Here is a 20,005-nt window from a genome sequence, read left to right on the forward strand (position 1 = left end):
GAGCGATCCCGGCCTTTTTTTCGTTTTCTCCGCCGGTTGCTCAGGGCTCACGGGCTGGCGGACTTGTGTCTCCTGGCAAGGAGCCAGCGATATAGGCGCCCGTCGATGGAGAGCAATCCGAGCGCGATCAGGCCCATTCCAGCGAAATGGTTGGGTGCCAGCCTTTCGCCGAGGAACAGATAGCCGAGCAGGATGGCGCTGACGGGAATGAGCAGGGTGACGAGGGAACTGTTGATCGCGCCACCGACCGCGAGGATGTGGAAGAAGAGGATATAGGCGAGCGCCGTGGAGAGTAGCCCGAGGCCGAGAAGCGCAGCGATGGTCGTCATTCCCGGCATCGGCAGATGCCATGGGCTATCGACCAGCGCGACCACGGGTATCATCATCAGCGTTGTCGCCGATACCTGACCGAATGCACTGGTTGCCGGCGAGATGCCCATGCGCCGGAAGCGCCGGCCGAATACGCCAGCAAAGCCATAGGACAGGGCTGCGCCAAGGCAGGCGAGGAGGGGCAGGAGCGGAATGGCCTCTGTCTTCACGTGGTTTCCGGCCATCAGCACTGCGACACCCAAGAACCCAAGGGCGATGCCGACGAGCTTGTTGCGCGTGATGCCTTCGTCCGATGTCAGAACATGCGCGACGAGGATCGAGAAGATCGGAGTGGTCGCGTTGAGGATCGAGGCGAGACCGCTGGCGATCTGGGTCTGCCCCCAGAAGAGAAGCGTGAAGGGGATGAGATTGTTGAGGAGACCCATGCCCAGGAAAGCGGTCCAGATGGTGGCGTCTGCGGGGATGGGCTGGCGGCGTATGCGCAGATAGATAAACAGAGCCAATGCCGCGATCGCCACGCGGGCCAGAACCACCGTGAGCGGCGGAAGCTCGGAGAGGGCGACTTTGGAAAAGAAGAAGGAGCCGCCCCACAGCACGGACAGTGTCAGGAGGAGAGCCCAGTCTGTGAGGCCCATGGATTGGTTCGTCTGCATGCGATGGTTCCAGCTTTGATCTGATGGACATGAGTGGCGCGCCGAACCGCGATTTGCTCGCCGGATTCGGACTCTGTCCTTTTGAGGGGCCGAACGCTGATGTACTCTCTGATCATGAGCCTCGATATCCACCAATGTGAACAGGCATGGCTTGCGCGTGATCCCGAGTTTGACGGCCGGTTCTTCATCGGCGTTCGAACGACCGGGATCTATTGCCGTTGTGTCTGCCCGGTGCGCCAGCCTTATCGCTGCAATATCGAATTCCTGCCGAGTGCGGCGGCGGCCGAACTTGCGGGCTATCGCCCCTGCCTGCGCTGCCGGCCGGAAACGGCGCCGTTCAGCCCGGCGTGGAAGGGCAGTGCTGCCATCGTCGAAAGGGCAGCAAGACTGATCCGCGAGGAAGGCGCACTCGATGCACCCGGCGCGACCGTCGAGGTGCTTGCTGCCCGGGTTGGCGTCGGCGGGCGACATCTGACGCGGCTGTTTCAAAAGCATCTCGGCGCAAGCCCGCTGCAGGTGGCAAAAACGGCGCGTGTTCAGCGCGCCAAGCGCCTGCTGACCGGTACGGACATGACGATCACCGAGATTGCGCTGCAGGCGGGGTTTGGAAGCGTCAGGCGGTTCAATGCCGTCTTTCAGGAGGTGTACAAACGACCGCCGACGGCGATCAAACGGAGTTCGTCGCCACGCCCCTCGTGATCGCCTCTGTCGCGCCGTGACTTCTGGCCGAACAGAAAAATGGCCGGGGACGAGCCGGCCATCTTGTTTTGATTCAACCGCCTGTCAGGCTTTGTTGCGAATTTGAGTCAAGGTCCGTGTCGGCGTGATCGCCTCCGGGTCGAGCTTGATCTCGATGATCGAAGGCTTGCCGGAGGCGCGGGCGCGCAGGAAGGCGGGGGCGAAATCCTCCGTCTTCTCGACGGTTTCGCCGTGGCCGCCATAGGCCTTGGCCAGGGCTGCAAAATCGGGGTTGGTCAGGTCAGTGGCGCTGACGCGGCCCGGATATTCGCGCTCCTGGTGCATGCGGATCGTGCCGTACATGCTGTTGTTGATAACGAGCGTGATGATCGGCAGGTCGTAACGGATGGCGGTCGCGAATTCCTGGCCATGCATCATGAAGCAGCCGTCACCGGCAAAGCAGATGACCTCACGCTCCGGGAAGAGCTGCTTGGCAGCGACGGCTGCCGGCATGCCATAGCCCATGGAGCCGGAGGTCGGGGCGGCCTGGGTGTTGAAGGCCCGGAAACGGTGGAAGCGGTGCAGCCAGGTGGCATAGTTGCCGGCGCCATTGGTGAAGATCGCATCCTTCGGCGTGTTGGCCTCGATCCACTCCATGACCGGCCCCATCTGGACGGCGCCGGGGCCGGCCTTCGGCGGTGTCGACCAGGCGACATAAGCGGCGTGCATGGTAACTGTGCGCTCGGCCCATACAGGGGCGGCGGGTGCATCGAGCGATGCGAGTGCTGCGACGAATTCCTCAGGCGCGGCACAGATCGCCAGATCGGCGCGGTAGACCCGGCCAAGCTCGGACGGATCCGGATGGATGTGGACGAGCGTCTGCGCCGGGTAGGGGATGTCCATCAGGGTATAGGAGGAGGACGGCATTTCCGAGAAACGTCCGCCGAGCAGGATCAGGAGGTCTGCCTCCTTCACTTCCCTGGCGAGCGCCGGATTGATGCCGATGCCGACATCGCCGGCATAGGACGGATGCAGGTGATCAAACAACATCTGGCGGCGGAAGGAGCAGCCGACCGGCAGCTTGAACTTTTCCGCAAAGGCCTGGATGCCGGCAACGGATGCCTCACTCCAGCGCGTGCCGCCGAGAACCACCATCGGGCGCTTCGCGGTCTTCAGCATCTCGCCGAGGGCTGCGATCTGGCTTGGACCGGGATGGGCTTCTACGGGCGTGTAGGGCTTGGCTTCCGGGGCTTCGACTTCGTCGAGCAGCATGTCTTCCGGCAGCGTCAGCACGACGGGGCCGGGGCGGCCTGATGTGGCGACGGCGAAGGCGCGGGTGACGAATTCCGGGATACGGCGGGCGTCATCGATCTCGCCGACCCATTTGGCGAACTCGGTGAAGGCGCGACGGTATTCGACTTCCTGGAAGGCTTCGCGCTCCTTCATGTCGCGACCGATCTGACCGATGAAGAGGATCATCGGGATCGAATCCTGCTTGGCGACATGCAGTCCGGCAGACGCGTTGGTCGCGCCCGGACCACGGGTCACCATGCAGATGCCGGGTTTGCCGGTGAGGCGACCCCAGGTATCGGCCATCATCGCCGCGCCGCCTTCCTGGCGGCAGACCAGCGTCTCGATGCCGCTGTCCTTCAGCGCGTCGAGAACGGCCAGATAGCTTTCGCCGGGAACGCAGGACACGCGCTCGACGCCGTTGGCCTTCAAGGCTTCGACAACAAGGGCTCCGCCGGTTCTCTTCATTTGGTCTTCCTTTCCAGCTCGGCCAGTTCGGCCAGAATGTCTTCGCCGTGCTCGCCGACGCGCGGGCTCGGGCGCTCGTAGCGCAGGGGGGTCTCGGAGAGCACGATCGGCGTGCGCACGCTTGGGATGACCGTGCCCTTGTCGTCAGTGAGATCGATCTTCAGGCCGCGCGCCTGGACCTGCGGGTCAGCGAACATTTCCTCGATCGAGTTGATCGGCCCGGCCGGCACGGCATTTTGTTCGCAGGCCGAGAGCAGGTCGCGCTTCTGCCACTTGGCGGTCTCTGCCGTGACGATCCGGCGGACCTCGACCTTGTTGGCGACACGGGCCTTGTTGGTGGCGAAACGTTCGTCTTCAGTGACTGTGGGGATACCGAGGATGGTGCAAAGGCGCTTGAACTGGCCGTCATTGCCGACGGCGAGGATCAGGTGGCCGTCTGATGTCGGCACAACTTCATAAGGGCTGATGTTCGGATGGGCATTGCCGAGGCGTGTCGGCGGCTTGCCGGAGATCAGGTAGTTCATGTTCTGGTTGGCCAGCACTGCCGACATGACATCGAGCAGGGCCATGTCGACGAACTGGCCCTGACCTGTTTTCATAACGTGGATAAGGGCGGCCTGGATCGCGGTCACCGCATAGATTCCGGTGAAGATGTCGGCTATGGCCACACCCGCCTTCATCGGTTCGCCGTCCTTTTCGCCTGTTATCGACATGAAGCCGGACATGCCCTGGACGATGTAGTCATAGCCGGCGAAATCGGCATAGGGGCCGTTCTGGCCAAAGCCGGTGATCGAGCAGTAGACGAGCTTCGGGTTGATCGCTTTCAGGCTCGCGTAATCTAGACCGTATTTCTCAAGGCCGCCGCGCTTGAAGTTCTCGATGACGACATCGGCCGAGGCGCAGAGGCGGCGGACCGTTTCCTGGCCTTCGGGCGTCTTGAGGTCCACGGCAATCGAGCGCTTGTTTCGGTTGGTGGAGTGGTAATAGGCGGCCGAGAGGTTTTCGCCGTCGGCGCCCTCGACGAAGGGCGGACCCCAGGCGCGGGTGTCGTCGCCACCATCAGGGTTTTCGACCTTGATCACGTCGGCGCCGAGATCGGCGAGCATCTGGCCTGCCCATGGGCCTGCGAGTACGCGGGCCAGTTCGATCACGCGGATGCCGGTGAGCGGGGCAGGGGCTGATGGCTTGGGCGTCATTGCGCGATCCTGTGCGGCGTCGTCAGGTTCGGCGATCCGACAAAATTGGATCTCCTGCCATGACAAGAACTGCTATCGACAGAGCTATATCGCCCCATTTTGCCATTCGCACCTGATATTCTCTCATGGCATCATTCCGTTTCGGCAAGATCTGGCCAGATCAGGGTCCGAGATTGCCGAGCCAGGCGAGGAAATCGGCGATCGCCTTTTCGCGACCGATCTCGTTCAGCGTCTCATGGCGCATGCCGTCATAGACCGTGGTTTCGACATCCGTCATGCCGACATCGAGCATGCGTTGGCCGAGCCAGCGTATCTCGCGGCCCATATTGGTTGCGGGGTCCTCAGCGCCGCCGACCAGATAGACGGGGAGGCGTTGCGGCAGGCGCTCAAGACGTTCGGGGGCGGCGCCTGCGAAAGTCAGGCGAAAGATATCGCGCCACATGGAGACGCTGGCATCGAAGCCGCAGAGCGGATCGGCGATATAGGCGTCGACCTCGCGCGCGTCATGCGAGAGCCAGTCGAATGGCGTCCGATGGCCCTTGATTGCGCGGCCCCAGGCAACGAAGGTCGCCTTTGGCAGGACTAGTGACGGGACGTCGGAGCCCTTCAGCATCTGCTCAAGAGAAAGCACGGCTTGGGCGAAGCGTCCGGCAAGGCCGGGATTGAAGTTGGAATTCCAGATCGTCAGTCCATGGAAGGCTTGTGGATGTTCATTAGCGACGTTGAGCGCGATCAGGCCGCCCATGGAGTGACCGAAGAGGATGACCGGAAGCCCCGGATAGGTTTCAACGGCAAGCTCGCGCATGGCCATGACATCGGCGATCACCTTTTCGGCCCCGTTGCGGCGCGCGAATATCCCGAGTTGAGCGTCCGGTGCCGTCGTCTCGCCGTGTCCGCGGTGATCATGGGCAAAGACGTGGTAGCCATGGGCGGCCAGAGCCGAGGCGAACCCCTCGTAGCGCCGCGAATGTTCTGCCAGGCCATGGCAGATGAGGACGATACCGCGCGGCGCGATCGTCGATGGCTGGTGGTGGTAGGCAAGACGGGCGCCTGATGGCGATTGGTGAAAGGCAAGATCTGAAAACATTTGGTTCCCCCGATGGCGCGATAGGAGGTCATTTCTCTGCCATGCGCAATAGCGTCAGTGGCTTGACGCCGGATGCGCGAACAAGCCGGCGAGTAGCGACCCCGGCCGGCGAGGCGGGGATGTGGAATGATCTGAAACTTGCGAGAACTGCTGTATTTCTCGGCAGTTTTTTGTGCGCCGCATTGCCCCAAGGACGCAATTCGCCTACATAGCGGCAAATTCCCATTCCCGCCGGAGCAAGACCCCATGGCACGCCAGTTCATCTATCACATGTCGGGACTTAGCAAGTCCTACGGCGCAAAGAAGATTCTCGAGAACATCCACCTCTCGTTCTATCCCGATGCCAAGATCGGTATCCTCGGTCCGAACGGTGCGGGTAAGTCGACCGTGCTGCGCATCATCGCCGGTCAGGACAAGGAATACACCGGTGAAGCCTGGCTCGCCGAAGGTGCGACCGTCGGTTATCTCGAGCAGGAACCGCATCTCGATCCGGCGAAGAATGCGTTCGAGAACGTCATGGAAGGCGTGGCCGACAAGCAGGCCGTGCTCGACCGTTACAACGAACTGATGATGAACTATTCCGACGAGACCGCCGACGAAGGCGCGAAGCTCCAGGACATCATCGACAGCCAGAACCTCTGGGATCTCGAACAGCAGGTCGAAATGGCGATGGAAGCGCTGCGCTGCCCGCCAAAGGACGCCGACGTCACCTTGCTTTCCGGTGGTGAACGCCGCCGCATCGCGCTTTGCCGTCTGCTGCTCTCGCAGCCGGACCTGCTTTTGCTCGACGAACCGACCAACCACTTGGACGCCGAGACGATCGCCTGGCTTGAAAAGCACCTGCGCGACTACCCGGGCGCCGTGATGATGATCACCCACGATCGCTACTTCCTCGACAACGTCACCGGCTGGATCCTCGAACTCGACCGCGGCCGTGGCATTCCGTACGAAGGCAACTATTCGGCTTACCTGCAGGCGAAAGCCAAGCGCATGCTTCAGGAAAACCGCGAAGAGGCCGGCCGCCAGAAGGCGATCTCGCGCGAACAGGAATGGATTGCATCCAGCCCGAAGGCCCGTCAGGCCAAGTCCAAGGCCCGTATCAAGGCCTATGAACAGCTGGTTGATGCGGCTGAAGGCATTCGTCCCGGTGATGCGCAGATCATCATTCCGGTCTCCGAGCGTCTCGGCCAGGTCGTCATCGAACTCGACGGCATCACCAAGGGCTTTGAAGGCCGCACGTTGATCAACGACCTGTCGATCAAGCTGCCGCCGGGCGGCATCGTCGGCATCATCGGCCCGAACGGCGCCGGCAAGTCGACGCTGTTCAAGATGATCACCGGTCAGGAAAAGCCGGATGCCGGTTCGATCCGCGTCGGTGATACGGTCCATCTCGGTTATGTTGACCAGAGCCGCGATGCGCTGGATGGTTCGAAGACCGTCTGGGAAGAAATTTCGGGCGGTGCCGAAATCATCAAGCTCGGCAAGTTCGACATGAACTCCCGCGCTTACTGCGGCGCCTTCAACTTCAAGGGCGGCGATCAGCAGCAGAAGGTCGGCAACCTTTCCGGAGGTCAGCGCAACCGCGTGCATCTGGCCAAGATGTTGAAGGCCGGCGGCAACGTTCTTCTGCTCGACGAACCGACCAACGACCTCGACACGGAAACGCTGGGCGCGCTGGAAACGGCACTCGAGAACTTCGCCGGCTGCGCCATCATCATCAGCCACGATCGCATGTTCCTCGACCGTCTGGCGACGCATATCCTCGCCTTCGAAGGTGATGGCCATGTCGAATGGTTCGAGGGCAACTTCGAAGACTACGAGCAGGACAAGATCCGCCGCCTTGGCCCGGATGCGCTCAACCCGGGCAGCCAGGCTTACAAGCGCCTGACGCGCTAAATCGAGACAGGCTTTCCCTGTTGCTCGTCAAACTGGTTCAATGTGGCTCGCAATCTCTGCGGGCCACATTTCGTTTCGCCTGTCCATCGTCGCATCGAGTGCAAGACGTTCGTGTATCACGATAAACTGAATTTAAACAGTTTGTGTACCATACCAGTTCCGGGAGCCGCGCATCAGGCGCAGTGGGGAATTGGCAGAAGACGACATCAGGTCCGCCTTCTCTGTCTGGAGGGAACTGACAGGTGTCTATCCTGGGAAAAATTTCGTTTCAAAAAGCGCTGACCCTGATCGCTTTGGTGCCGTTGCTGGCCGTCACCGGTCTTGGTGGCGCGGCTGGCTATAACAGCTATCTGGAGTATCAGAAGCTCACACGCGCAGCGGCGCTCGCAGAGCTCGCCTATCAAGGCGGCGAGCTGATGATGATCATGCCGCTGGAGACGGCGCCGAATCGCATGGAGATCCGCAAACAATCGGATGCGATCTATCAGGCCATGATGGATCAGATGGCCGAGCTCGACCGGATGGGATACGGCGATCCGATCACCCTGCAGCTCCGGGCCAATCTGGAGAAGATGTATGCCCGGATGCCGGAGTATCGACAGAAACTCGATGCCGGCGACAAGGATCCGATCCTGCCGCTGCGTTACGCCCAGCCAGTCGCCGCAGCCGGACTTGAGCTGACGCTCAGAACGGCGAACCTCACCGAGGATCTGACGCTCTCGTCCGACATCCGTGCGCATCATGCGCTGATGAAGGTCAACGAAGCCTATCTCGGTCTCAATCGCATGGGCCAGTTCTACATCGAGAACGGCGCCTTCGGGAAAGCCGAGCTTGTCCGGTTCAGCGCGCTGCAGAGCCAGCTACGGACCTTCGACGGTCCCTTCCGTGAGCTTGCGCGCCCGGATGTGATCAGCCGCTTCTATTCCTTCTTCGATACGGCAGAGGGCAGGCAGATCAACGAAACGCTCCAGGCGATGGAAAGCCTCGAGGATTACGCTGGGGCGCGTGATCCGAAGCCTTTCACCGAAAGCATGGCGAAGCGCCGTGACTTTGCGGCCGCGATCATCCGCGACAACGCCACGGCGTTCCTCGAGGCGATCAATGATCGTCTGGCCGATGCGCGCTTCAGCATGATTTCCGTCATCGTCGGTCTTTCCAGCTTCATCCTGCTGGTCGTGGCCTTCAGCGTCTCCATCACCCGCACGTTGTCCCGTTCCATTGGGCGTGTCAGCGGTTCGATGATCGGACTCGCCAATGGCGATACGCTGCAGTCCATCCCCTTCACCGAGCGCACTGACGAGATCGGGGCGATGGCCCGGTCTGTCGAGGTCTTCCGTGAGGCTGCCATTCGCAATGCCGAGCTGGAAGCCGAAGCATCCGAAAGTCGGGTTCGCAGCGAGCGCGAGCGTGCCGAGATGCAGGCGCGTGCTGAGGCCGATGCCGAGGAACGCCTGACAAAGGCAACCGGCACGCTGGCCGCAGGTCTCAAGCGGCTGGCATCGGGCGATCTGCTTTGCGAGATCGAGGAGGAGTTTGCCCCTCAGTTCGAAGCTCTGCGTCACGACTTCAACACGTCGGTGCAACAGCTGCGTGGCGTTCTGGTCTCGGTCGGCCGCTCGGCCCATGCCGTCAGCGGTGGTTCCGGCGAGATCTCGCATGCGTCCGACGATCTGGCCAAGCGCACGGAACAGCAGGCGGCCTCGCTCGAGGAGACTGCAGCGGCGCTCGAAGAGATCACCTCCAACGTGACGGCCACGTCGCGGCGGACCGGGGAAGCGCGTGACATCGTGCGCAACACCCGCAGCCGTGCGGAACAGTCCGGTGTGGTGGTCGGAAACGCTGTCACTGCGATGGAGCGCATCGAGCATGCCTCCAAGCAGATCAGCCAGATCATCGGCGTGATCGATGAGATCGCCTTCCAGACGAACCTCCTGGCGCTCAATGCCGGCGTCGAGGCCGCGCGTGCGGGTGAGGCGGGCAAGGGCTTTGCGGTCGTGGCGCAGGAGGTTCGTGAACTTGCGCAACGCTCCGCGAATGCGGCGAAGGAAATCAAGGCCCTCATCGGGAATTCCGAAGTCGCTGTCAGCGAAGGCGTGAAACTGGTCAACGAGACCGGCGACGGCCTGACGGCGATCGCCGGCCTGGTTCAGGCGATCAACGAGCATATGGATGCCATCGCCTCTGCCGCGCAGGAACAGTCGATCGGTCTCGGCGAGGTCAATCAGGCAGTCAACCACATGGACCAGGCGACCCAGAAGAATGCGGCCATGGTGGAGGAGATGAACGCGGCGTCCGCGGGTCTCGCTCAGGAGGCCGCAAGCCTTGCGGAACTGTTGCAGCGTTTCCGGACGGAGCAGGGCGCGGCCTCGGCTACTCAGGCTTCGCGCCAGACGCGTTCGATGCCTCCGGTATCGCCGCAACCGGCACGCTCGGCTGTTCAGTCCGCTCAGCAGGCCGCTCCCCGTCGAGTGACACCCGCTGTGTCAGGCAATACCGCGCTCGCAAGCGAGAGCTGGGAAGAGTTCTGAGGCTTCCATCCGTCGCTTGACGGATGCCTCACTGAGATCGCGACGGCCGCCTGAAGGGGCGGCCGTTTTCCTTTTCATCGCCAAGCTGGCGGTGGCAGCGGATTAAGGCTTGCATCACGTCAAAAACGGACATAAAGATATCTTTATGTCGTTATTGCGGTGGTGTGAATGAGACTCGGTGTCGATACTCTTGTGGAATTGCTGAAGGCGGCGGGTGAGCCAACCCGCCTGCGTCTCCTCACGCTTCTGTCTGCGGGCGATCTCACGGTCACCGATCTTACCGAAATTCTCGGTCAGTCGCAGCCACGAATCTCCCGTCATCTGAAGTTGCTTGCGGAAGCCGATCTGATTGATCGCTATCAGGAGGGCGCGTGGGCCTATTTTCGGCTGAAGCAGGAAGGCTCGGGCGCGGCGCTGGTTCGACTGCTGCTGGATGCCGCCGAGGAGAGCGATCCTGTCCTCCAGCGTGACCGGGATCGCCTGGCCAGCGTCAAGCGGGCGAGGGCTGAGAAGGCGCAGGCCTATTTCAGTCGCAACGCTTCCGAATGGGATGAGCTTCGCCGGCTGCATGTTAATGATGCCGATGTGGAAGCGGCTTTGCTGCGGATCGTCGGAACCGACGCGGTCGAATCCATGCTCGACCTCGGCACAGGCACTGGCCGTATCCTGCAACTGCTTTCGCCACGCTACCGCCGCGCAATCGGGATCGATGCCAGCCGCGATATGCTGGCGGTCGCACGCTCCAACCTCGACAAAGAAGGCATCCTGTCCGCCAGCGTGCGTCATGGTGACATCCTGAACCTGCCGCTCGATGCCGGCGACTACGACCTCGTCACGATCCATCAGGTTTTGCACTTCCTTGAGGAGCCGGAACTGGCTCTCGCCGAGGCTGCGCGCATGCTGAAGCCGGGTGGTCGGCTCGCGATCATCGATCTCGCACCCCATGCCCATGAATATCTCCGGGACGAGCACGCCCATGTGCGCCTCGGCTTCTCCCATGGCGTCATGGCCGAATGGCTCGACCGCCAGGGTTTGGCCGTAGAGGACGTCATCGATCTGCCGCCGGAAACTGCGGCCGGGCGCGGGCTGACCGTGACCATCTGGCTTGCCCGGCGCGGGAGCGCTGCGGGCAGGGCCACTTCAGTACAACCCCTTGCCTTGACCGGGAGCAGATAGATGACCATGCCCGAACGGCCGATCGCCAAGACCCCTGATGCGCGGATCTCCTTCGAGTTCTTCCCGCCCAAGTCGCCCGATATGGAGGATCAGCTCTGGCAGGCGGTGAAGGCCCTGCAGCCTTACCAGCCCGATTTCGTTTCGGTGACCTATGGTGCCGGCGGTACAACGCGCGAGCCGACCCTTGCGACCGTCAAGCGGTTGATTGCCGAGACCCCGCTTGCCACTGCTTCGCATCTCACCTGTGTGGGTGCGACGCGTGACGAGGTGCGCGCGGTCGTCGAAGAGTTTCAGGCCGCCGGCGTTCGCCACTTCGTGGCGCTGCGTGGCGACCCACAAGGGGGCGTCGGCAGCCGCTATGCGCCGCATCCGGGTGGCTTCGTCAATGCTGCCGACCTCGTCTCCGGTCTGCGTGACCTCGGCGATTTCGAGATCTCCGTCTCCGCCTATCCCGAACGCCATCCGGAAAGCGAAAACGACGACGTTGATCTCGACATGCTCAAGCAGAAGGTGGATGCGGGAGCAACGCGCGCGCTGACGCAGTTCTTCTTCGACAACGATATCTTCGAGCGCTACCTGGAACGTGTCCGCGCGGCGGGGATCACCATCCCGATCGTGCCCGGCATCATGCCTATCCAGAACCTGACGCAGCTGAAGCGTTTCGCTTCTATGTGTGGCGCCAGCACCCCGTCGTTTCTCGACGAGCGCTTCGAGGGGACCGAGGGCGATGCTCAGGCGCGTGCCGCCGTTGCGGCCGACATTGCGGCGGAACAGATCGCCGATCTCGCGCGTCGCGGTATCGAGGAGTTTCACATCTACACGATGAACCGGGCGCCGCTGACCATTGCGACCCTGGACCGGCTCGGCATCACGGCGAAGGCCGCCAAGGTTTCCAGCGCTGCTGCTTGATCTGAGGTCGCCGTCGGCATGAGAAAAGGCGCATGACGGTCCGTGTCATGCGCCTTTTATTCGTTTTGAAATCATATCTGCTGGAGAGGCCTAACCAGGCCAACTCATGGGTTTCAGTTACTCAGACCCGTGTCAGATAAACAGCATCGTTGCGATGAAAACAAACGCTGCACCGACGATCAGGACATTAATTGAATTAGTCAGTCCCATGTGTGCCTCCTTGCGTTGACCGTTAGATATTATGTCTGATTTGTGTCGGCGCAAGGGCAAATCTGTGCTGCGCTGCGTCATTCTGCAGTGGATAAAGTATGCCTAAAGTTAGATAATCTATTCGTTTCAATGGCTTGCTTCAGGTCTCGCGCTATTAATGAAGTTTAATTTCCGTGAGCGTTTGTAGGGCCGACTCAAGGCGCTGAAATCCTCAGCATCACCAGATCGACAGTTGCTCGAAACAAAAAAGCCGGGGCGTGGAGGCGCCCCGGCTCGATCATGTGGTCTTTGATGCGGATATCAGAGTGCGGCCAGCAGTGCCGGTGTCGGCCAGCCATCGGCGGGTAGGCCGACTCGCTGCTGCTCCTTCTGCACCGCGACGCGCGTGCCGGCGCCGAGGATGCCGTCGATCTTGCCGACGTCGTGGCCAAGGCCCTGCAGCTTGGTTTGCAGCGCCATCATCTGGTCGGTGTCGAGGCCCGGTTCCGGATTGCCCTTCTGATAGACAGGCGCGCCGCCAAAGCGGGTGGCAAAATAGGCCGCCGAAGTCGTGTAGATGAAGGACTGGTTCCATTCGAGATAGATGTTGAAGTTGGGATAGGTGATGAAGGCCGGCCCCTTGCGGCCCTGCGGCAGGATCAGCGAGGCTGGCAGGGCAGAGAAAGCTGTCTCGCCATCGCGAGGCTGAACGCCGAGCGCAAACCACTCACCTGCCGTCATCGTGCCGCCAAGGCCCGACTTCTCGAAGGGCAGGTTTTCCGGAATGCTGACTTCCTGGATCCAGGGTTCGCCGCGCTTGAAGCCGAGATGCTGAATGAAGCGCGCAGCCGTGAGAAGGGCGTCAGGGCTGCTCTGCTTGACGTTCACATGGTTGTCGCCATCGCCATCCACGCCAAAGGCGATGATGTCTTCAGGGAGCATTTGCACCTGGCCAATTTCGCCGGCCCAGGCTCCTGTGTTGGTCGCAGGGTCGAGATCGCCGTGCTCGACCATCTTGATGAGCGCCAGTAGTTGCGGGCGGAAAAGTTCCGGACGGCGGCAGTCATGGGCGAGCGTGACCAGCGCATTGCGGGTGTTGAAGTCGCCCTGCACGGCGCCAAAGTCTGTCTCTTTGGCCCAGAAGGCGGTGATGACGCCGGCCGGTACGCCATATTCCTGTTCGGCGCGTGCGAAGACATCGGCGTATTCCCTGATCTTCTTAAGGCCGGTGTCGAGGCGCGCCTGACTGCCGGTGCGGCTCGAGAATTCCAGGAAGGTCTGGCGGAAAACGCCCTGCGAACGGTCGCGCGAGAGAACCTTCTGGTCGATGGCCGCACCCGCGAGCGCCTTGTCGGCAATCTCTGGAGGCGAGCCCGCGGCAATGGCTTCCGCCTTCACGCCTTCGAGGAAGGTCGCGAGATCGCCGCCGCATTGCTGCTGCGCCTGGGCGAAACCGGCTGAGGCAAGAATGAGGGCGATAGGGAGCGCATGACGCAGGGCTTTGTTCATCGATCAGTCCTTCGGGTTGCGTGCCGCCGCAGGCCGCGTTTGCACCGGCATGCGATGGCATGGGTTTGTTTCTCAGAGCCTCTAGGCTCCGTTTGCGATCATTTCGAGACGGCGGCGACCCAGTTCTGCCAGTTCTTCTGGGTGCCTGCGAAAACGTTGATATCGGTTTCGCCGCGGATGCCGGGAATGACGCCTGTCGACGTGTATTGCCAGAAGGACCAACGCCGTTCCGGATAAATCACGCTTGGATGCTGCGCCACGGCCCGGACCCAGAAGTGATGGTCCCTGAATGCGCCCTCGAGGTTGTCGCGGTGGAAGTCGACGGAGGTGTAGATGATCGGACGCTTGCCGAAATGGGCCTCTATGCGCTGCATGAAGCGCTGCATTTCGCTGCGCACCGTTGCGGGATCCGGCCGCAGGCGACAGGTCGGGGAGGTCGGGTTCCACTCGACGTCGAGCACCGGTGGCAGAAGGTTGGCATCGCGCGGCACGTTCTTGATGAACCAGTCGGCCTGCTCGTCGGCCGTCGAACAGAAATAGTAGAAGTGGTAAGCAGCGTGCGGGATCCCGGCATCGCTCGCGCCCTTCCAGTATTCGTGGAAGCGTGGATCAAGCATGTCCTTGCCTTCCGTCGCCTTGATGAAGACGAAGGATACGCCCGACTTTTTCACCTGGCGCCAGTCGACGTCGCCGTTCCATTTGGAGACGTCGATGCCATGTACCTCATGACGATGCGGTGTCTTGCCCTCGAAATGCTGGGGATCGGTGTCCTGGAAACGCGGAGAGAGGGAGGCTGTTGCCAACAGGTCGTAAGAGCTCGCGGTGCAGCCTGAAACTGCAAGGCAGAGCGGGAGAAGAAGTGTGGGAAGCCACCGCATCGAGCGTCCGTGATCTCATCATTAAGGGAAGTTGCCCCACAAGGTGCAACAACGACACGCGTGGGAGCCGACCGTCGTCGCCCATCATCGTCAAATCCGGAATAGATGCAATCTTGCTTGCGCGAGGCCGTCAGCGGGTGAGGACGGCGTGCCAGGCATAGCCACGCCAGAGGGGCTCGAATCGCAACTGCAAGCCCTTTGCCGCCGCCCGCTCTTCGAGAACGCTTTTCAGATCCGGGCGGGGGCTGACGTGGAAGCGGGCGAGCCAGGCCTGCAGACCCTTCTGAAACCACTGGGGCAGGCGCTCCTGCTGGCCGAAGTCGACGATGTGCAGGGATCCCTCTGAACCAAGCGCTTCGATACCCCGGTCAATGGCCCCCTGCCAGTCGGGAATCATCGACAGGGCATAGGAGATCATCACCCGGTCAAAATGCGGCTGTCCGAAATCGGCGGCGCAAAATGTCGTGGCATCGGCGACCTCAAGCCTTGGGCGTGATGCCTTGCCCTCGAACTTAGCCTGGGCTGTTGCGAGCATCTCTGCCGATATGTCGAGGCCAAAGAGGTTTGCATGCGGAAAGTGCCGCCGGGCAAGGGCAAGGTTGCGACCCGTGCCGCAGCCGATTTCCAGGAGTGAGCCGCCGTTTTGCAGATCGAGACCTGCGATCATGTGGTCTCGACCGAGCAGGTAGTATTTCCGCGTCAGGTCGTAGATATGCCGCTGATAGCGATACATGCGGTCCATGCGGTCCGCGTGGTCCTGGCTGGTGGTGGCAGCGAGGGCGGCAGGGCTCTCGCTCATGCGGGCCGCTTCTCATAGATGTGGAAGCCACCATAGATGGCGGAGCGGTCCTGAGTGTTCAGGGTATGCGAGCGTTCGGGCTCATAATGCCACTGGTCGAGAAGGGCGGGTGCGAGCTTTCCGTTCAGGATGCTGTCTTCCGCCGCGGTGCGGAAGATGACGCGGGCGCCTTCAGAGGCGGTACGCGTGATTTCGGTCCACAGCTCGTTCAGCTGTCGCTCGTTCATCCAGTCCTGTGCGTCGAGCAGCACGTAGCGATCGACGCTGCCGGCTGGCTTTTTCGCCAGGAGTTCGGTGAAATTGGCGTGGTGAACGGTCACGCGATCCGCTGTGTCCCGGATGGCGCGGTAGTGCTGTTCCTGCAGATAGGTGGGCAGAACGCCTTCCTCCGGCTTCGGATAGCGGCGGAGAAATGCCTGCCAGGCGAAATAGTTGTCGCGCAGCAGAAAATGGCAGCAGAGCTTTTCCAGGCGGTGGCGCAGCACGGGAGCGATCGTCCCGTCGTTGGCCAGCGATGCGAGCTCGTCATATTGCTGCGGTGGGATGCCAAGGCCGAAGAGCGAACTCTTGCGGCGGGTCAGCCAGCGAATGAGCGGCTTGTCGAACAGCGGTGCGATGCGGCTGTCGAAAAACATCCGCTGTTCGCGCAAGGAGCGGGTTTCGGCAAGTTCTTCCAGGCGAACGCCATGGCTGCGGGCGATCAGGTGGCCGACGGTGATGAACCGCCCAAGAAGGCCGGTGCGGTAGATGTTGCGGTTGAAGACGGAAATTCGTTTGCGACCCGTCAAGCCGCGCGCTTCCCAGTGGCGCCGAGTCGCTGTGTCCAGGTTGGGCGCGATGTGGCGGTCATACATCCGGACATTGGTGCTGACGCCCTTTTCGCCAAGCAGGCGACGGACGGAGGCGTGGTCGGGCAGGTGGCGGAAGGCGGCAAGCTTCAGACGGTTGAGGGCGATATGGTTCGGGTTCAGGTCGACCACATCGATCGAGGCCGGGCGACGGCTGAGATAGGCGAGCATGTTGCAGCCGCCCGAGCCGATGGTGACGATGCGATGGCCTTCGGAAAGATCCATGGCCTGCATGTCGACCTCCGGATCCTCCCAGATCTGCGCATAGACGAGGCCGGAAAACAGCAGGCCGAAAAGCCGTTCCGAAAGGCCCGCCGGCGAAAGGGCGGCATGTTGCAGCAATGCACCCTTCAGCTTCTCGTTTCCGCGAAATCCGGCATCGGGTGCAAGCTCAGTCATGTCGATCCGCCCTCTTGTTGGGTTTCACGGCGTGTAGCGCCCGGGTGCTACAGTTTGATGACGTCGTTGACGGCGCGGCGGTAACCGAATTTCAATGCATTTTATACAAATTGTCCTCAGTTATTTTAGGGGTGTTTAACATGATGTTAAGTGAAATCCCGTTTGGGAGGCGACTGCGCTACGGTCTTGCGGGGTTTCTGGGCGGCGCTGCGGCTCCGGCAGCCATGGCTCTACCCGTTGTGGTGCAGTCCGGTTTTGTCGGTCTTTCCACAGCTTTTCTGAGTGAATGGTCCTCACTTGCGGCCATCAGCCTGCCGCTTGTCGGCGCCGCAGTCGGTTGGCGAATCGCCTCCTGGGAGGCCATGCTGCATGAGCGCATCAGTCGCCTCGAAGGTGGTGCGACGGCGCTTGAGGCTGCCTCACGTTTCGATCGTCTAACCGGGCTTGGAAACCGCCAGGCGCTGAATGAGGCACTCGAAGCCCTGCTGGCGGCACGTGGTCCTTCCGGCGGTACGCTTCTGCTCATCGATCTCGACCGCTTCAAATATGTCAACGACACGCTGGGACATGCGGCTGGCGACGCACTGTTGGTCGTCGTGGCCGAGCGTCTGCGCCAGGCTTCGGGCGAGGGCGCGCAGTTGTTTCGTTTCGGGGCCGACGAGTTCGCGGCCATCCTGCCGCAAGCACTGCGCCGCCCGGTGGCAGAGTTCGTCTGCCTGGCGATCGAAGACGCGCTCGCCCGCCCCTTCGAACTGGAGCAGGGCCGCGTCATGGCCGGGCTTAGCATCGGGGCGACGCTCATCTCGCCCGAGGACCGGAACGTCACGGCCTTGTTGCAGCGAGCGGACCTTGCCCTCTATCGCGCCAAGGAGGTCTTCGGCCCCGCCCATGCCTTCTACGATGAAAGTCTCGCCCGTGAAGTGCGGGAAGGCCTCGAGCTCGAGCGCGACCTTTCGCGCGGCTTCGTCGACGGGGAATTCTATCTTGAATACCAGCCGATTGTTGCCGTGGAGAATGGCGACGTGCGATCGCTGGAGGCGCTTCTGCGCTGGCGCCATCCGACGAGAGGATTGATCACGCCTGACATCTTCATCCCTCTCGCAGAGAAGACCGGCATCATTCAGGTGATCGGCAAATGGGTCGTGCAACAGGCTTGCGCCGCAGCCGTAACCTGGCCGGAACCGACGGGCGTCAGCGTCAACGTGTCGGGCGACCAGTTCAAGGATCCGAACTTCGTGACGCATATCCTCGATTGTCTGGTGGATACCGGGCTGGCGCCCGAGCGGCTGACGATCGAAGTGACAGAGGCGGTCTTTTCCGTCGATATCGATCTTGTTTGCCGCAGTCTCGCCGAGCTTCGCTCGAGCGGCGTGCGCATCGCGCTCGACGATTTCGGCACCGGCTTCTCGTCGATCAACAATCTGCGGCTCTTCCCGCTCGACGAACTGAAGATCGACCGCTCGTTTGCGAAACAGATGCTCGAGACCAGCCAGGGTGCGGAACTCGTTGACCTGATGCACAAGCTGTCGGAGACCTTCCAGATCCGGACCACCATCGAGGGCATCGAGACGAACAGCCAGTTGGATTTCGTCAAGCGCCTCGGCATCGGCGAGGCTCAAGGGTTCCTGTTTTCAAGACCCGTTGCAGCTGCGGAGGCGCTCAACTACCTGCAGGCCCGGCTCGCGCAACGCGCAGCGCCCGTCGGTTGAAAGGCGCGGGATAACTTCAGGCACGCGGCCTGCTCATCTTTCGCCTGTCATCCATTCCTGCTTCGATAGCGGCAACAGGAGGAGAGGCTGATGCGGAGACTGATGAAGTGGGGCGCACGGGTGGCGGTGGCCCTCGTAGGCATCGTTGCTGTGGGCGCAGCCTGGATTGTCGCATTTCCTCCCGAACTTCTGAGGGTCGGTACCGGTTATGCCGCCAAGATCGTCTGCTCGAACGTGTTCATCGCCGGTCGCGACGCCGACGAAGTGCTGCGCGACGATGTGCAGGCCCCCGGGCACCCCTTGCTCAAACTCGTGCGCGCCGAGGTCGATCTCGAACAGGGCCTGGTGAAAACAGCCTTGCTCGGTGTCGTCGCACCATCGGCCGCACTGCATCGCACCGGCCTGGGCTGTGCTGCAGTCGACGAATCCGAGATCGAGGCGGCAAGGGGTCTGTCTGCTCCGCCGGCCGAAGCGGGCTCAGTCGACACGGCCCGGGCCTGGCCGGATGGTGACGCAGTGGCGCAGAACGATCCGCGGCTCCAGGCCGTGCTTTCCGATCCCGACCTCCTCGGACCAAGCGCCCGCGCAGTCGTCGTCGTGAAGGACGGCCGGATCGTCGGTGAAGCCTATGGTCCGGGTTTCAATGCGGAAACACCGCTTCTGGGTTGGTCCATGACGAAGACGGTGACGGCCGCGCTGGTCGGCATCCTCAAGGGGGAGGGACGGATCGACGAGAATGCGACGAACCTCTTTGGCGAATGGAACGGTGACAGCCGCGCCGAGATCTCGCTTTCGGATCTACTCGCCATGCAAAGCGGTCTCAGTTTCAATGAGAGCTATGGCGACGTGACCGACGTGACGCGCATGCTCTATCTCGAACGCGATATGGGTGCCTATGCGGCGTCGCTGCTTCCGGCGGCTGGGCCGGGCACGCGGTTCAATTACTCCTCCGGAGAAACGGTGCTGATCTCGCGTTACTGGATGTCGCGGTTTTCGAACCGGGAGGCGGCGCTCGCCTACCCGCGGGAGGCTTTGTTCGATGTGATCGGTATGCGCAGCGCCGTGCTCGAAGCGGATGCGACCGGTACTTTTGTCGGAGGTTCCTATCTGTACGCGACTGCCCGAGATTGGGCACGGTTCGGTCTCTTGATTGCGGAGAACGGACGCTGGTCCGGCCGTCAGCTCGTCGATCCGTCCGTCATGGCACGCGTCTATGAACCGGCTGCTGCGTCCAACGGCGCCTATACGAGAGGGCAGGCCTGGCAAAATGGTCCTGGAGACAAGGACAGCAATTTTTCGCTGCCCGAGGAAACGCTCTGGATGCTTGGCCATGACGGACAGTCGATTGCCGTCATTCCGTCTGATAAACTGGTGGTCGTCCGGCTTGGGCTTACGCCGCGCCGCCTGGACTACAGACCACAGAGGCTCCTGCAGGCCATACGTGATGTCCTAGGCTAATGAGA

15 protein-coding genes are annotated in these 20,005 nt (G+C 61.8%); 7 read left to right on the forward strand and 8 right to left on the reverse strand.

What is annotated here, in order from left to right; genetic code table 11:
- Nucleotides 1–47 precede the first annotated feature (47 nt).
- Complete coding sequence (locus tag BSY240_RS00865) at nucleotides 48–983, reverse strand: DMT family transporter (RefSeq protein WP_069041098.1); 936 nt, start codon at nucleotides 981–983, stop codon at nucleotides 48–50.
- Between the two features lie 114 nt (nucleotides 984–1,097).
- Here BSY240_RS00865 and BSY240_RS00870 point away from each other — a divergent pair, with 114 nt between their 5' ends.
- Complete coding sequence (locus BSY240_RS00870; protein WP_069043768.1) at nucleotides 1,098–1,682, forward strand: bifunctional transcriptional activator/DNA repair enzyme AdaA; 585 nt, start codon at nucleotides 1,098–1,100, stop codon at nucleotides 1,680–1,682.
- Nucleotides 1,683–1,766: 84 nt separating this feature from the next.
- Here the strand turns inward: BSY240_RS00870 and BSY240_RS00875 are convergent, their stop codons facing one another.
- The 3 genes from BSY240_RS00875 to BSY240_RS00885 form a co-directional block, all read right to left on the reverse strand.
- Entirely contained in the window at nucleotides 1,767–3,419 is a 1,653-nt protein-coding gene (locus BSY240_RS00875; RefSeq protein ID WP_069041099.1) for a thiamine pyrophosphate-binding protein, read from the reverse strand.
- Nucleotides 3,416–4,615 (reverse strand): CaiB/BaiF CoA transferase family protein, encoded by a 1,200-nt coding sequence (locus tag BSY240_RS00880; protein ID WP_069041100.1) that lies wholly within the window; start codon nucleotides 4,613–4,615, stop codon nucleotides 3,416–3,418. Before BSY240_RS00880 ends, BSY240_RS00875 begins: the two co-directional genes overlap by 4 nt.
- A gap of 160 nt (nucleotides 4,616–4,775) precedes the next feature.
- Nucleotides 4,776–5,702: an alpha/beta hydrolase gene (locus BSY240_RS00885; protein WP_069041101.1), complete on the reverse strand. Its 927-nt coding sequence runs from the start codon at nucleotides 5,700–5,702 to the stop codon at nucleotides 4,776–4,778.
- Nucleotides 5,703–5,948: 246 nt separating this feature from the next.
- Between BSY240_RS00885 and ettA the strand changes: the two genes are divergently transcribed.
- From ettA to metF, 4 genes are all read left to right on the forward strand, one after another.
- A complete protein-coding gene (ettA, locus tag BSY240_RS00890) occupies nucleotides 5,949–7,598 on the forward strand; it encodes an energy-dependent translational throttle protein EttA (protein ID WP_054151653.1) in 1,650 nt (549 codons plus the stop codon).
- Between the two features lie 242 nt (nucleotides 7,599–7,840).
- Entirely contained in the window at nucleotides 7,841–10,126 is a 2,286-nt protein-coding gene (locus BSY240_RS00895) for a methyl-accepting chemotaxis protein (RefSeq protein WP_236759300.1), read from the forward strand.
- A gap of 168 nt (nucleotides 10,127–10,294) precedes the next feature.
- Nucleotides 10,295–11,302, forward strand: a complete 1,008-nt coding sequence (locus tag BSY240_RS00900) for an ArsR/SmtB family transcription factor (protein ID WP_069041102.1) — start codon at nucleotides 10,295–10,297, stop codon at nucleotides 11,300–11,302.
- Nucleotides 11,303–12,211 (forward strand): methylenetetrahydrofolate reductase [NAD(P)H], encoded by a 909-nt coding sequence (gene metF / locus BSY240_RS00905; protein ID WP_171901538.1) that lies wholly within the window; start codon nucleotides 11,303–11,305, stop codon nucleotides 12,209–12,211. It begins immediately after the preceding gene.
- Nucleotides 12,212–12,721: 510 nt separating this feature from the next.
- Here the strand turns inward: metF and BSY240_RS00910 are convergent.
- From BSY240_RS00910 to BSY240_RS00925, 4 genes are all read right to left on the reverse strand, one after another.
- Nucleotides 12,722–13,909, reverse strand: a complete 1,188-nt coding sequence (locus tag BSY240_RS00910; RefSeq protein ID WP_069041103.1) for a lytic murein transglycosylase — start codon at nucleotides 13,907–13,909, stop codon at nucleotides 12,722–12,724.
- Nucleotides 13,910–14,007: 98 nt separating this feature from the next.
- Complete coding sequence (locus tag BSY240_RS00915) at nucleotides 14,008–14,787, reverse strand: glycoside hydrolase family 25 protein (protein ID WP_069041104.1); 780 nt, start codon at nucleotides 14,785–14,787, stop codon at nucleotides 14,008–14,010.
- A 130-nt stretch (nucleotides 14,788–14,917) separates the two neighbouring features.
- The gene (locus BSY240_RS00920) at nucleotides 14,918–15,586 is read right to left on the reverse strand and encodes a class I SAM-dependent methyltransferase (protein ID WP_069041105.1); all 669 of its coding nucleotides are present in this window, start codon (nucleotides 15,584–15,586) and stop codon (nucleotides 14,918–14,920) included.
- Nucleotides 15,583–16,833, reverse strand: coding sequence for a DUF3419 family protein (locus tag BSY240_RS00925; RefSeq protein ID WP_069041106.1), 1,251 nt, complete (start codon nucleotides 16,831–16,833; stop codon nucleotides 15,583–15,585). The genes BSY240_RS00920 and BSY240_RS00925 overlap by 4 nt, the downstream gene beginning before the upstream one ends.
- A 140-nt stretch (nucleotides 16,834–16,973) precedes the next feature.
- Here BSY240_RS00925 and BSY240_RS23875 point away from each other — a divergent pair, with 140 nt between their 5' ends.
- Nucleotides 16,974–18,542 carry a putative bifunctional diguanylate cyclase/phosphodiesterase gene (locus BSY240_RS23875; RefSeq protein WP_171901539.1) on the forward strand — a complete coding sequence of 523 codons (1,569 nt, stop codon included), beginning with the start codon at nucleotides 16,974–16,976 and terminating at the stop codon, nucleotides 18,540–18,542.
- 90 nt (nucleotides 18,543–18,632) lie between these two features.
- Nucleotides 18,633–20,000: a serine hydrolase domain-containing protein gene (locus BSY240_RS00935; RefSeq protein WP_069041108.1), complete on the forward strand. Its 1,368-nt coding sequence runs from the start codon at nucleotides 18,633–18,635 to the stop codon at nucleotides 19,998–20,000.
- Nucleotides 20,001–20,005: the final 5 nt, after the last annotated feature.

Origin of the sequence: Agrobacterium sp. RAC06 (genome assembly GCF_001713475.1) — a bacterium.
Lineage (GTDB): Bacteria > Pseudomonadota > Alphaproteobacteria > Rhizobiales > Rhizobiaceae > Allorhizobium.

Coding starts and splice junctions, on each gene's coding strand:
- BSY240_RS00920 (WP_069041105.1), bottom strand. CDS start 15,586: ATGAGCGAGAGCCCTGCCGCCCTCGCTGCCACCACCAGCCAGGACCAC.
- ettA (WP_054151653.1), top strand. CDS start 5,949: ATGGCACGCCAGTTCATCTATCACATGTCGGGACTTAGCAAGTCCTAC.
- BSY240_RS00925 (WP_069041106.1), bottom strand. CDS start 16,833: ATGACTGAGCTTGCACCCGATGCCGGATTTCGCGGAAACGAGAAGCTG.
- BSY240_RS00875 (WP_069041099.1), bottom strand. CDS start 3,419: ATGAAGAGAACCGGCGGAGCCCTTGTTGTCGAAGCCTTGAAGGCCAAC.
- BSY240_RS23875 (WP_171901539.1), top strand. CDS start 16,974: ATGATGTTAAGTGAAATCCCGTTTGGGAGGCGACTGCGCTACGGTCTT.
- BSY240_RS00900 (WP_069041102.1), top strand. CDS start 10,295: ATGAGACTCGGTGTCGATACTCTTGTGGAATTGCTGAAGGCGGCGGGT.
- metF (WP_171901538.1), top strand. CDS start 11,303: ATGACCATGCCCGAACGGCCGATCGCCAAGACCCCTGATGCGCGGATC.
- BSY240_RS00880 (WP_069041100.1), bottom strand. CDS start 4,615: ATGACGCCCAAGCCATCAGCCCCTGCCCCGCTCACCGGCATCCGCGTG.
- BSY240_RS00865 (WP_069041098.1), bottom strand. CDS start 983: ATGCAGACGAACCAATCCATGGGCCTCACAGACTGGGCTCTCCTCCTG.
- BSY240_RS00870 (WP_069043768.1), top strand. CDS start 1,098: ATGAGCCTCGATATCCACCAATGTGAACAGGCATGGCTTGCGCGTGAT.
- BSY240_RS00910 (WP_069041103.1), bottom strand. CDS start 13,909: ATGAACAAAGCCCTGCGTCATGCGCTCCCTATCGCCCTCATTCTTGCC.
- BSY240_RS00915 (WP_069041104.1), bottom strand. CDS start 14,787: ATGCGGTGGCTTCCCACACTTCTTCTCCCGCTCTGCCTTGCAGTTTCA.
- BSY240_RS00935 (WP_069041108.1), top strand. CDS start 18,633: ATGCGGAGACTGATGAAGTGGGGCGCACGGGTGGCGGTGGCCCTCGTA.
- BSY240_RS00885 (WP_069041101.1), bottom strand. CDS start 5,702: ATGTTTTCAGATCTTGCCTTTCACCAATCGCCATCAGGCGCCCGTCTT.